General features: G+C 54.2%; 12 protein-coding genes and 1 tRNA gene. 2 read left to right on the top strand and 11 right to left on the bottom strand.

Features of this window, described 5'->3' with window-relative positions:
- Positions 1-1,749: 1,749 nt before the first annotated feature.
- Entirely contained in the window at positions 1,750-2,736 is a 987-nt protein-coding gene (locus MO767_RS27900; protein WP_205893181.1) for an AAA family ATPase, read from the top strand.
- 814 nt (positions 2,737-3,550) lie between these two features.
- On the opposite strand, the gene MO767_RS27895 is transcribed toward MO767_RS27900, so the two are convergent.
- Positions 3,551-3,847: a hypothetical protein gene (locus tag MO767_RS27895; RefSeq protein WP_282483153.1), complete on the bottom strand. Its 297-nt coding sequence runs from the start codon at positions 3,845-3,847 to the stop codon at positions 3,551-3,553.
- A 68-nt stretch (positions 3,848-3,915) separates the two neighbouring features.
- On the bottom strand, positions 3,916-4,485 hold the full coding sequence (locus MO767_RS27890) for a hypothetical protein (RefSeq protein WP_282483152.1): 570 nt from the start codon (positions 4,483-4,485) through the stop codon (positions 3,916-3,918).
- Between the two features lie 675 nt (positions 4,486-5,160).
- Between MO767_RS27890 and MO767_RS27885 the strand changes: the two genes are divergently transcribed.
- Complete coding sequence (locus tag MO767_RS27885) at positions 5,161-5,364, top strand: hypothetical protein (protein WP_205893184.1); 204 nt, start codon at positions 5,161-5,163, stop codon at positions 5,362-5,364.
- A 102-nt stretch (positions 5,365-5,466) separates the two neighbouring features.
- On the opposite strand, the gene MO767_RS27880 is transcribed toward MO767_RS27885, so the two are convergent.
- From MO767_RS27880 to thrS, 9 genes are all read right to left on the bottom strand, one after another.
- A tRNA-Pro gene (locus MO767_RS27880) sits at positions 5,467-5,543 on the bottom strand.
- Between the two features lie 89 nt (positions 5,544-5,632).
- Positions 5,633-5,989 (bottom strand): MerR family transcriptional regulator, encoded by a 357-nt coding sequence (locus tag MO767_RS27875; protein ID WP_003179985.1) that lies wholly within the window; start codon positions 5,987-5,989, stop codon positions 5,633-5,635.
- Positions 5,970-6,272 carry an integration host factor subunit alpha gene (gene ihfA, locus MO767_RS27870; protein WP_002553164.1) on the bottom strand — a complete coding sequence of 101 codons (303 nt, stop codon included), beginning with the start codon at positions 6,270-6,272 and terminating at the stop codon, positions 5,970-5,972. The genes MO767_RS27875 and ihfA overlap by 20 nt, the downstream gene beginning before the upstream one ends.
- A gap of 3 nt (positions 6,273-6,275) precedes the next feature.
- Entirely contained in the window at positions 6,276-8,657 is a 2,382-nt protein-coding gene (gene pheT, locus MO767_RS27865; RefSeq protein WP_282483151.1) for a phenylalanine--tRNA ligase subunit beta, read from the bottom strand.
- Positions 8,658-8,683: 26 nt separating this feature from the next.
- A complete protein-coding gene (gene pheS, locus MO767_RS27860; RefSeq protein ID WP_282483150.1) occupies positions 8,684-9,700 on the bottom strand; it encodes a phenylalanine--tRNA ligase subunit alpha in 1,017 nt (338 codons plus the stop codon).
- A gap of 109 nt (positions 9,701-9,809) precedes the next feature.
- Positions 9,810-10,166 carry a 50S ribosomal protein L20 gene (gene rplT / locus MO767_RS27855; protein ID WP_007905879.1) on the bottom strand — a complete coding sequence of 119 codons (357 nt, stop codon included), beginning with the start codon at positions 10,164-10,166 and terminating at the stop codon, positions 9,810-9,812.
- Positions 10,167-10,193: 27 nt separating this feature from the next.
- Positions 10,194-10,388, bottom strand: coding sequence for a 50S ribosomal protein L35 (rpmI, locus tag MO767_RS27850; protein ID WP_008145659.1), 195 nt, complete (start codon positions 10,386-10,388; stop codon positions 10,194-10,196).
- 60 nt (positions 10,389-10,448) lie between these two features.
- A complete protein-coding gene (gene infC / locus MO767_RS27845; RefSeq protein WP_169857083.1) occupies positions 10,449-11,000 on the bottom strand; it encodes a translation initiation factor IF-3 in 552 nt (183 codons plus the stop codon).
- Complete coding sequence (gene thrS, locus MO767_RS27840) at positions 11,000-12,922, bottom strand: threonine--tRNA ligase (RefSeq protein ID WP_010455934.1); 1,923 nt, start codon at positions 12,920-12,922, stop codon at positions 11,000-11,002. Before thrS ends, infC begins: the two co-directional genes overlap by 1 nt.
- Positions 12,923-12,957: the final 35 nt, after the last annotated feature.

Genomic DNA, 12,957 nt, shown 5'->3' with positions numbered 1-12,957 from the left:
TCACTTTGATTCTCGATGTTCACTTTGAATAAAGCGCTTCATAGGCGATCCCTGCGATGAAGCACTGAGAAATCATTGACTGGTTCGCGGAGGTATTTTTACACGCTTTTGATCGTTAACGGCCAGTCCTGACAGACAGCCAATATCAGTCACGCTGACGTGGGGTTACTCCGGCTTGAACAACCAGCGCCACGGCCCAGCGCTTTGCCTAATGAGGAAAGTCTCCCCCTTTACACATCGCAGCAATAGTGACCTCAGATTGTCAGAGCACCCCGCCTCGCGGGAAATGATCCATTGGCGGTAGCTATCCCTTCTAGCCCACTGAGACCAATAGATTTGAGTAACTGTCAGCATTGATGACGACATCTACAAAACCGCACTTGAGATGGTCGCCCCTGGTATGCAGGAAGCAGGCACTTTCTACGAAACCCCAAAAGTTTTTATGAGAGTGCAGACTGGCAATCGGCTGGCCGACCTTGGCGGCAAGATGCCATTTATTGAGGAAGTATCACGCAGGAGCAGCGAATCGGATTCGTAATAGGTGCCTTCTCGCTTACACAGCTGTGTAATCACGGTCTGATTCAACATCCCATCATCGCGAACGCACAACCATTACACAGCTGTGTAATCAGGGGCTGTATCAAGATCCCGTCATCGCGAAACACACAACCATTACACAGCTGTGTAATCAGGTGCTGATCCAAGCCCCCGTCATCGCGAAACGCACAACCATTACACAGCTGTGTAATCAGGCGCTTATCCAAGACCCCGTCATCGCAAAACGCACAACCATTACACAGCTGTGCAATCAGGCGCTGATCCAAGACCCCGTCATCGCGAAACGCACAACCATTGCACAGCTGTGTAATCAGGCGCTAATCCAAGACCCCGTCATCGCAAAACGAACAACGCAAGACCCCGTCATCGCGAAACGAACAACGATTACACAGCTGTGTAATCAGGCGCTAATCCAAGACCCCGTCATCGCAAAACGAACAACGATTACACAGCTGTGTAATCAGGCGCTAATCCAAGACCCCGTCATCGCAAAACGAACAACGGTTACACAGCTGTGTAACCAGGGGCCGATTCAAGACCCCGTCATCGCGATACGCACAACCATTACACCGCTGTGTAACCAGGGGCCGATTCCAGACCCCGTCTTCGCGAAACGCACAACCATTACACAGCTGCGAAATCAGGTTCAGCCCCCCCTTTTTTAACGAAAACCTGCCCTTCAAACCATCCAAATCTCAATGACACCTGGAAACTAAAATTTTTTGCCTTCCTAAGTGGTCAAATACGACCAAGCCCGCCGGGAGTTTTAGAAAAAACAATACCAAAACAACGCTTGACAAAAAAATAATTTCATTGACGGCAATATGAGAGCGGCTTATTATGGGAAACCTCAAGCAAATGAGGTGAGTCATATGCCAGTACAAAAAAGCCTTTCCAGCATCCAGCAAAACCACACTTCAAAACTCAATTTACCCAAAGACTTTTAGTCATCTTCAGTCCTTAATCGACCAAATTTTCGTGTTTACGTGAATGCGAGAATCAGGCTCTTTTCGGCTTTTTCAGCCCGCCTAGGGTATTTATAACTTGGCTCTTTCAAGGGCAGTCGCTTGTCTATAATTTAAGATCAGATTGGCATATTCCTGCAACACACTTACCTAACCAGCCACATTTAAACCACTTTAAAAAATTGCCGCTTGGCATATCCATACGACACTCCTATCAGGACATTCCATGACCATGATGACGGCTGAAGAAATTTTTGCACGTTGCAACATGCGTAAAGTGCTCAACGACGCTGACAAAAAACCCGAATGGATCATTCAAGGCCTCATTGAGCGTGGAGAGCAGTGGATAATATCCGGCGCCCCAAAGACAGGAAAATCAAGACTCGCCCTTCAACTCGCTGTAGCAGCAAGTTTGAATTCAGAGTGCATTGGATTCAAAGCAAACGGCCATCAAAAAGTGCTCTATATGGACATGGAAATGTCAGAACGTAGTTGCGGTAGCCGGGCCCTACGGCTTCATGGTAACGATCGTGAAAAAATGTCCAACAACGCCAATCTTTTCATATGTAAAGACTTCATGAACATAAACGTACTTAACTCAGATGATCTAGCCAAGGTCACCCCCTATATCAATACAATCAAGCCGGATCTGATCGTATGGGACGTACTCACCAGGTGCCACATTGCCAAAGAAAATGACAACGGCGAAATGGCCCAGGTAATGCTCGCGTTTCGAAAATTGTGCGCAGGGGTTGCACACATAGTGGTCCACCACGACAAAAAACCTCAATTTCAGGGTGGCGCCATGGGTGCTGGTGCCATGCGTGGCGCGTCCGCAATCCACGGCGAAGTAAATGGTGTTCTCTCAATCGTACGTCCAAACGAAGCAAAAAACGATTATCGGCTGAGTCTTTCCGGTCGCGATGTCAATCTGCCAGAACGAATGCATTTGGTAGGTAATGACGACTTGTCTTTTTCGGCGGTGTTGCCACCACAAAAGGTCTCTATTGAATCAAAATTGTCAGATGCTTTCGGAGCTGAGAACACGCTGACAAAGACCGTTCTGATAGATGCATTGAAAGGGAGTCAGTCGATCAAGACTGTTGAAAGGCTGCTCAAAGAAGGCGTCGAGAAAGGTCTGCTGACTAGCCAACGCGTAGGCAAAGCGGTCGAGTACACGTATCTCAAATCGAATCAGGTCTGTGCTGTTTAGGGGCGGGACAGACTGGATATTCGCCACGATCCTCTTGGCATGAATGTCGTCTGATGTTGGCTTATAAAATACTGTCAATGGACATACGACACATCTCCCCTAAAGAGCAGATTGTCTAAGGTCCCCCCTCTCTAAAACTCTCCCCCCGTTATTAATTAGGGACGGGACAAAAAAAACAAAAAAACCTTTTTATTGTTTACAAAAAAAACCGTACTTCAGGTGCCGGAACGGATCCAGATGACAGCTGTGACAGAACCCATTAGCTCAAGCAACTTATCAGTAAAGGAACCAATATAGTATTTAAACAAATCCAAATTGAAGGTCCTAAAGCCCATCACCAATAGGTGATCCCATAGAATCACCCCACTGGCTAAATTCCGGCAGAGCCGGCTCTGGCGGAGAGGGTCGAAAAAATTTGGATAGACAGAGTGCTAAAGTCAATGATGAGCGGCGAGGTGACCAAGGGAGCGGCAGCACAGACCTGCAACCCTTACACTCAAGAAAGCTCAAATCTGCGCGTTTACGCTCAGTCAAAAAACAAACCCCGACCTGTATGCGCAAATAGAGGTTTCGGAAATTAATCTTGACGATGATCGACTCTCACAAAGAGAAACTCTGCACGACCACCGACGACCAACTACCGCTCCTACAGCAGCGTACCCAACGGCTCTCGCAAGCTTGTACGCTTCTCTTTAACGCAAGCAGTGCTACTGCCCCGGCGGCACATCTGCGACGCGCTTCAAGCTCAACCACATACCGGGTTTCGATTATCCTGGTGCCTCCGTTGCGCGACGGTTTGACGCCGGCCCTGCCTCTATCGTGCGGCAACCGCGGCGTCGAATGCACGCTGAAGGTCCACTGACGAAAAAGGCTGGGGGATGTGTTCCTGATTAAAGGTGCCACGGGGCATGAAGGGCTTGTGATTGGCGCCGCGATAGGGATTCACGTTGCCATTGTGGAAACACACCTGGTAGTTGGGCTGGATCCCCTGCCCCATTTCACCGAACTGCACGGTCGCGCCTTCAACGGATCGCAGGTTTTTCATCACCTTGCGCAAAAAAATACGATCCAGCGAAGCGAGGGTGTCGACATTCCATTGGAGAGGGTTCATCGCGTGTTTCCTATTGAGGGGGGGTGAGCAAGCGTTGGATTGGCTAATTAAACGGTGAACAAGGGTGGTTAAGCCTGCGTCGACGGCGTCAGTAGCTGCGCTTCGATTTGAAACGCCTCCGCCACCGACAGGCCGTTCATGATGTTTTCGATAATGGCTTCGCGCAGAGCGCGAATGCCGCTCGGGTAAACATTCAGCGGGTCGTGGTAGTGGCCGGCCATCAGTTGTTTCGCTTGCTCACGGGGCACACGCTGAACGGGCGTGACCGCTTTTTCACTATGCTGGCCGTACCGGTCAAAGGCCTGATCGGCCGTGGACCAGTCAAAGGCAAAACAGCGTTGTTGTTCGGCAGCGCAATCGTGCTGCCACATGGCACTGCCCGGGTACTGATCGCCGGCGCTGACGATGATCAGGGTCAAACGCGGCAGGTCGCGCTCTGCCACGAAGTCATAGATCACCCAGAGAATGCGCCCCATCCGCACTGGAATTAGGTTGGCCACCCGCTGATCATCCGGGTAACGGGCTTGGGCGCGCTCGATCAGCTGGCCGTAGGTCAGGGTCTGCTGGGCGCTGGCCAGTTCGATGAGCAGCGGGTACAGCAGTCGGGCGAGCTGGACATCCAGCAATGTACGGGCCATGGCGTGTTCCTTTGAGGGTATGAGGTGGGCCGCCCGGTTCGTCCGCGCTTTAGCGTGGGCGGGCCACCTGGCTGAAAGCGACGCTGGAGTTTGTCGTGCGAGCTTGTGATGCGGGCAGATTAGCGTGTCGCACCCTGCTCCGTCAGAATCTAGGCTATGCGAACGTGGTCGCAGTCGACCCGCCGGGAGGGGCCAATCCATGACCACAAGAAAATCTACTCACAGGATCAGCCTGAACAGGAAGTAAAACTCGCTTCAATCAATTGGCATGCCGTAGCATTTCATTTGGCTTTTAGCGCGGGATCAGCAGCAAGCTCATGGATGAAAAATGCGCCCTGCTGCAAAATCGTCGGCAATCTCACGGCTGCACCTGATCCATCTCAGCGAGGAATCGTTCACGACGTGTTTGCTTGCGCTTGCCGGCGTACCCAAAGTCGGAAAAGCTCATCTGGCTCATGGGGGGCCCGGGGCAGGTGGTGAAGGCATATTTCAGCACATCTGCAAACTTGTTCGGAGATTCCCTAAGCATTGCGCCAACGTGGCCTGCATGGATGCTTGGGACTTACTTCGCTCACTTGCAACGAACGTCTCGTCAAGCCATCGCGTAGGTACATTGGGCACCCGATGCACCTGTTTCGCACCTCCGCACCGCCTGTACCGCCGGCGCCACAGCCCATGGATGAGCGGCTAGCTGTGGTGCTGGCCTTCGAGCGCGACCCGTCCAATCACATCGTCGTCCCTGACCACATCCGCCACTGGCATCCGCTGGTTTTCGCGGCGCAGCAAACGCTGAAAAAGCCGGTGATTGATCAACGCGAGATGCCTAGCACGAACTCACACAGACTCGATGCAGCCAAAATGCACAACGATTCGCGGTAGTTTTCATGTGCCCTATGTGTGCCCTAAATTCAGGCCTTCCTTCACACACAAAAAAGCCGATCCATCTGATCGGCTTAAGTGTCTGATTTTACTCAGCAAATATGGTCGGGACGGAGTGATTCGAACACTCGACCCCTAGCACCCCATGCTAGTGCGCTACCGGACTGCGCTACGCCCCGACTAGGCGTTAAATCCGTTCCTCTTCTCGAAGAACGCTCAAGAATATATCGCAAGCTTTTGAAAACTGGAAGTATTTAAAAGCAGGAATTTATTTCTTGAGTACCACCAGAACATCCTCCAGCTCGGCGATCATCTGGCGGATCATTTGCTTGTATTGGGTCGTGTCGTCTTTGGCTTCATCGCCGGACAAACGCAGACGTGCGCCGCCGATGGTGAACCCCTGATCGTAAAGAAGCGCGCGGATCTGCCGGATCATCAGCACGTCTTGTCGCTGATAATACCGGCGATTTCCGCGGCGTTTGACGGGGTTGAGTTGAGGAAACTCCTGCTCCCAGTAACGCAGCACGTGCGGTTTTACCGCACACAGCTCGCTGACTTCACCAATGGTGAAGTAGCGTTTGCCTGGGATGACGGGTAGCTCGTCGTTATGACTTGGTTCCAGCATAAGCCTCAACTCGGGCCTTCAACTTCTGCCCTGGACGAAAGGTGACCACACGGCGAGCCGTGATCGGAATTTCTTCACCCGTTTTTGGATTGCGGCCAGGCCGCTGGCGTTTGTCCCGAAGGTCGAAATTGCCGAAACCGGACAATTTGACTTGTTCGTTGTCTTCAAGAGCGTGCCTGATTTCTTCAAAAAACAGTTCGACCAATTCCTTGGCTTCCCGTTTATTCAGGCCCAGCTCCTCATACAGACGTTCCGCCATCTCAGCTTTCGTCAGAGCCCCCATACGTCACTTCCTTAACGTGGCGTTCAACCTTTGTTCGAGCGAGGTGAGGATGTTTTGCGTCGTGGTATTCACCTCATCGTCATTAAGAGTGCGCGATGGATGCTGCCAGGTCAAGCCGACTGCAAGGCTTTTTCTATCAGGATCAATGCCTTTACCCTGATACACGTCAAATAGCCTGAGGTCTGTCAGCCATTCGCCTGCATTTTCACGGATTACGTCCAGCACTGCACTGGCCGCGACGTCCTTGGACGCAATCAGTGCCAGGTCACGACGCACTTCAGGAAAACGCGATAACTCCTGGAATTTAGGCATTTTACCCAATGCCACTTCGGCCAGAACCAGCTCGAAAACGAAGACCGGACGGTCGAGACCGAGGGTTTTCGACAATTCAGGGTGGATAGCACCGACGAAACCGACCAAGCGACCTTCACGTTCGATGCGCGCGGTTTGACCCGGATGCAACGCAGGGTGTTTGCCCGGTACGAAAGTGAATGGATCCAATGCACCGGCGAAGCCCAGCACCGCTTCCACGTCGGCTTTGACGTCGAAGAAGTCCACCACATCGCGACCTTGTGCCCAGCCTTCCGGCAGACGACTACCGCAAACAACACCCGCCAGCATCGGCTCTTGCTTCAGGCCTTCCAACTGACCGACAAAACGCAGGCCGCTTTCGAACAAACGAACGCGATCCTGCTGACGGTTCAGGTTGTGCTGAAGCGCCTTGACCAGGCCTGGCCACAAGGACGAGCGCATGGCCGCCATGTCGTTCGAGATTGGGTTAGCCAGCAGCAGCGGCTCGACACCCGGATGAAACAACTCGAATTGTTTCGGATCGATGAAGCTGTAGGTAATCGCTTCCTGGTAACCACGAGCCACCAGCAGGCGACGCAGCTCAGGCAGATCGCTACGCGCTTCAGCCTTGGCCTGCGGCGCCAGACGAGCTTGCGGGTAGCGAACCGGCAGACGGTTGTAACCATACAGACGAGCCAGTTCTTCGATCAGATCGACTTCCAGGCTGATGTCGAAGCGATGGCTTGGAACTTCAACGCGCCACTGCCCTGCCCCATCGGCAGAAATCTTCAGACCCAAGCCGCTGAGCAGCTGCTCGACTTCGGCCGAATCCATTTCCATACCCAGCATCTGAGTGATGCGTTGCGCACGCAGAGTAACTGGCGCAATCGACGGCAGGTACTGCTCGCTGACGGTTTCGATGATCGGACCCGCTTCGCCGCCAGTGATTTCCAGCAGCAGGCCGGTGGCGCGCTCCATCGCTTCACGGGCCAACTGCCAGTCCACGCCACGCTCGTAGCGGTGCGAGGCGTCGGTGTGCAGGCCATAGGAACGGGCCTTGCCAGCGACAGCAATCTGATCGAAAAACGCGCTTTCCAGGAAAATATCACGAGTGGTCGCGGTGTTGACGCCACTGTGCTCGCCACCCATGACGCCAGCGATGGCCAGGGCGCGGGTGTGGTCGGCAATCACCAGCGTATCGCTACGCAGGCTGACTTCCTGACCGTCGAGCAGTACCAGCTTCTCACCCTCTTCGGCCATACGTACGCGGATACCGCCATTGATTTCGGCGAGATCAAATGCATGCAGCGGTTGACCCAGCTCCAGCATCACGTAGTTGGTGATATCGACGGCAGCGTCGATGCTGCGCACGTCGCCACGACGCAAGCGCTCGACCATCCACAGCGGCGTCGGCTTGGACAAGTCAACGTTACGGATCACACGACCCAGGTAACGCGGGCAAGCGGATGGCGCCAGCACTTCGATCGAACGCACTTCGTCGTGCACGGCTGGCACGACAGCAACCACCGGGCGGGTGACTTCGGTGGCGTACAGCGCGCCGACTTCACGGGCCAGACCGGCCAGGGACAGACAGTCGCCGCGGTTCGGGGTCAGGTCGACCTCGATGCTGGCGTCGTCCAGACTCAGGTATTCACGAATGTCCTGACCGACCGGCGCATCGGCCGGCAATTCCATCAGACCATCGTTGCCTTCGCCGACTTGCAGCTCGGCTTGCGAGCACAGCATGCCGTTGGACTCAACGCCACGCAGCTTGGCTTTCTTGATCTTGAAATCGCCTGGCAGCTCGGCACCGATCATGGCGAACGGGATCTTCAGGCCGGGGCGCACGTTGGGCGCACCGCAAACAACCTGGAAAGTCTCCGAACCATTGCTGACCTGGCAAACGCGCAACTTGTCAGCGTCCGGGTGCTGTTCGGTGCTCAGCACCTCGCCCACCACCACACCGGTAAATTCGCCGGCGGCCAGCGTAACGCTATCGACCTCAAGACCGGCCATCGACAGACGAGCAACCAGCTCGTCACGACTTACCTGCGGGCTTACCCAGCCACGCAGCCATTGTTCACTGAATTTCATCCTGCTCTCCTAAGAATTCGTTACGACTAGCGAAATTGCGCGAGGAACCGCAAGTCATTGTCGAAGAACAGACGCAAGTCGTTCACGCCGTAACGCAGCATGGCCAGACGTTCAACACCCATGCCGAAGGCAAAGCCCGAAAACTCTTCCGGGTCGATCCCGGACATGCGCAGCACATTCGGGTGAACCATGCCGCAGCCCATCACTTCCAGCCAGCCAGTCTGCTTGCAGACACGGCAGCCTTTACCGCTGCACATCACGCATTCCATGTCGACTTCAGCGGACGGCTCGGTGAACGGGAAATACGAAGGGCGGAAACGCACGGCCAGTTCTTTTTCGAAGAACACGCGCAGGAACTCTTCGATGGTGCCTTTCAGGTCGGCGAAGTTGATATCACGGTCGACCAGCAGGCCTTCGACCTGGTGGAACATCGGCGAGTGGGTGATATCGGAGTCGCTACGGTACACACGGCCAGGGCAGACGATGCGGATCGGCGGCTGTTTCGATTCCATGGTGCGGACCTGTACCGGCGAGGTATGGGTGCGCAGCAACATGTTGGCATTGAAATAGAAGGTGTCATGCATCGACCGGGCCGGGTGATGGCCTGGGATGTTGAGAGCTTCGAAGTTGTGATAGTCGTCTTCGACCTCAGGGCCTTCGGCAATGCCGTAGCCGATGTGAGTGAAGAACTGTTCGATACGTTCCAGAGTGCGAGTAACCGGATGCAGACCACCCGAGGCCTGGCCACGGCCAGGCAGGGTCACGTCAATGGACTCGGCGGACAGTTTAGCGGCCAGGTCGGCCTCTTCAAACAGTGCCTTGCGCGCATTGAGAACCTCTGTGACACGCTCCTTGGCAACGTTGATAAGGGCACCGACTTGCGGACGCTCTTCTGCCGGCAAATTCCCCAGGGTCTTCATCACCTGAGTCAATTCACCCTTTTTGCCAAGGTAGTGAACCCGGATTTGCTCCAGGGCATTGATATCTTCAGCGCTTTGCACAGCCTCTAGTGCTTGAGAGACGAGCGCATCCAGGTTTTCCATGTACAGACTCCAGATACAAAATAGGGGAAGAGCTTGAAGGCTCTTCCCCTATTTATGACGTTTAACACCTGACCGCACAGAGGTGAGGCCGGGTGACTGTCGGGGGTACTTAAGCCAAGGTGGCTTTAGCTTTCTCGACAATCGCAGCAAACGCCGCTTTTTCGTTCACTGCCAGATCAGCCAGAACCTTACGGTCGATCTCGATGGACGCTTTTTTCAGGCCGGCGATGAAACGGCTGTAGGACAGACCGTTGATACGTGCACCAGCGTTGATACGAGCGATCCACAGAGCGCGGAACTGACGTTTTTTCTGACGACGGTCACGGTAGGCGTATTGGCCTGCCTTGATTACCGCTTGCTTGGCAACACGGAATACGCGCGAGCGAGCGCCGTAGTAGCCTTTAGCAAGTTTCAGAATTTTTTTGTGACGCTTACGGGCAATGACGCCACGCTTTACACGAGCCATGAGTTACTTCCTCTATTCTTGACTAAATTAACGAAGGCGCAGCATGCGCTCGACTTTTGCCACGTCACACGGTGCCAGCAAGCTGCTACCGCGCAGTTGACGCTTACGCTTGGTCGACATTTTAGTCAGGATGTGGCTCTTGAAAGCGTGCTTGTGCTTGATACCGTTAGCAGTTTTCAGAAACCGCTTAGCAGCACCACTTTTAGTTTTCATTTTTGGCATGTTCGGATACTCCGCATTCAGTTGATAAACATAATCAGAAGGCCTGCCGTGCCCTATTGATTACTTCTTCTTTTTCGGGGCGATGACCATGATCAGTTGGCGTCCTTCCATCTTAGGATGCTGTTCGACCGAACCGTACTCGAGCAAGTCACCTTCAACTCGCTTGAGGAGTTCCATCCCCAGCTCCTGGTGGGCCATCTCACGGCCGCGGAATCGCAAGGATACCTTGGCCCTGTCCCCATCACTCAGGAAACGTACCAGGTTGCGCAGTTTTACCTGGTAATCCCCTTCCTCCGTCCCTGGACGAAACTTGATTTCTTTAACCTGAATCTGCTTCTGGTTTTTCTTGGCCGCGGCAATCTGTTTCTTCTTTTCGAAGATCGATTTGCCGTAGTCCATCAGTTTGCAAACAGGGGGTACTGCATCGGCGGAAATTTCCACCAGATCCAGTTTGGCCTCTTCAGCCTTAAGAAGCGCGTCTTCAATTGACACAATCCCAAGCTGTTCACCTTCAGCCCCAATTAACCGAACCTCGCGTGCCGAGATATTCTCGTTGATCGGGGCCTTCGGTGCAGCTCGTTTATCTTGTCTCATTTCACGCTTAATAGTAATTACTCCGAATCTGGGCGACCACGCCGGGAAACCGCTTGAGCGAGGAACTCGGCGAACTGGGCGACGGGCATCGAGCCCAGGTCAGCACCTTCACGAGTACGCACAGCGACAGTCTGCATCTCGACTTCCCGATCTCCGATAACCAAGAGATAAGGAACCTTGAGCAAAGTATGCTCGCGGATTTTAAAGCCGATCTTTTCATTTCTCAAGTCAGACTTGGCACGAAATCCGCTTTCGTTGAGAGTTTTTTCAACCTCAGCGGCGAAATCAGCCTGTTTATCAGTGATATTCATGATCACTGCCTGGGTCGGAGCCAGCCACGCGGGGAATGCACCCTCGTAGTGCTCGATCAGGATTCCGACGAAACGTTCGAAGGACCCCAGGATCGCCCGGTGCAACATAACCGGGTGCTTGCGACTGTTGTCTTCAGAGACGTATTCGGCTCCCAAACGGACAGGCAGGTTAAAATCGAGCTGAAGGGTACCACACTGCCAGACGCGGCCAAGGCAATCTTTCAGCGAGAACTCGATCTTCGGACCGTAGAACGCACCCTCGCCCGGCTGCAGATCGTACGGCAGGCCAGCGCTATCAAGGGCTGCAGCCAGGGCCGCTTCGGCGCGATCCCACAGCTCGTCGGAACCGACGCGTTTTTCCGGACGAGTGGACAGCTTCATCTCGACGTCTTTGAAGCCGAAATCGGCATAAACGTCCATGGTCAGTTTGATGAACGCAGCGGATTCGGCCTGCATCTGCTCTTCAGTGCAGAAGATGTGGGCATCGTCCTGAGTGAACGCACGCACACGCATGATGCCGTGCAGTGCACCCGATGGCTCATTACGATGGCAAGCACCGAACTCGGCCAAGCGCATTGGCAACTCACGGTAGCTTTTCAGGCCTTGGTTGAACACTTGCACGTGGCAAGGGCAGTTCATCGGCTTGATGGCGTAGTCGCGGTTTTCCGACTGCGTGGTGAACATGTTGTCGGCGTAGTTGGCCCAGTGCCCGGATTTCTCCCACAGGCTGCGGTCAACGACCTGGGGAGTTTTGATCTCCAGGTAACCGTTGTCGCGCTGAACCTTGCGCATGTATTGCTCGAGCACCTGGTACAGAGTCCAGCCGTTCGGGTGCCAGAACACCATACCCGGCGACTCTTCCTGGGTGTGGAACAGGCCCAGGCGCTTGCCGATCTTGCGGTGATCGCGCTTCTCAGCTTCTTCGATGCGCTGGATGTAAGCTGCCAGCTGCTTTTTGTCTGCCCACGCCGTGCCGTAAACGCGCTGCAATTGCTCGTTCTTGGCATCGCCACGCCAGTAGGCGCCCGACAACTTGGTCAGCTTGAAGGATTTCAGGAAGCGCGTGTTCGGCACGTGCGGACCGCGGCACATGTCGACGTATTCTTCGTGATAGTACAGGCCCATGGCCTGCTCGTTCGGCATGTCTTCAACCAGGCGCAGTTTGTAGTCTTCGCCGCGAGCCTTGAACACTTCGATCACTTCGGCGCGCGGAGTGACTTTCTTGATCACGTCGTAATCTTTTTCGATCAGCTGCTGCATGCGCTGCTCGATCGCGGCCAGGTCGTCCGGAGTGAAAGGACGTTCGAAAGCGATGTCGTAATAGAAGCCTTCGTCGATGACCGGACCGATAACCATTTTGGCCGTCGGGTACAGCTGCTTGACCGCATGGCCAACCAGGTGCGCGCAAGAGTGGCGAATGATCTCCAGCCCCTCTTCATCCTTTGGCGTAATGATTTGCAGCGTGGAATCGCTGTCGATGATGTCGCTGGCGTCGACCAGCTTGCCATTGACCTTGCCGGCTACGGTGGCCTTGGCCAGACCGGCACCAATGGATGCGGCGACCTCGGCTACGGAAACCGGGTGATCGAATGAACGTTGACTGCCGTCGGGAAGAGTAATAGTTGGCATGGCGCCTCCTCTCCTAGTGGTGACCCCTACCAAAG

Source organism: Pseudomonas sp. UYIF39 (assembly GCF_029963765.1).
In the GTDB taxonomy this organism is placed as follows: domain Bacteria; phylum Pseudomonadota; class Gammaproteobacteria; order Pseudomonadales; family Pseudomonadaceae; genus Aquipseudomonas.
This window is presented reverse-complemented; position numbering and strand designations above follow the sequence as displayed.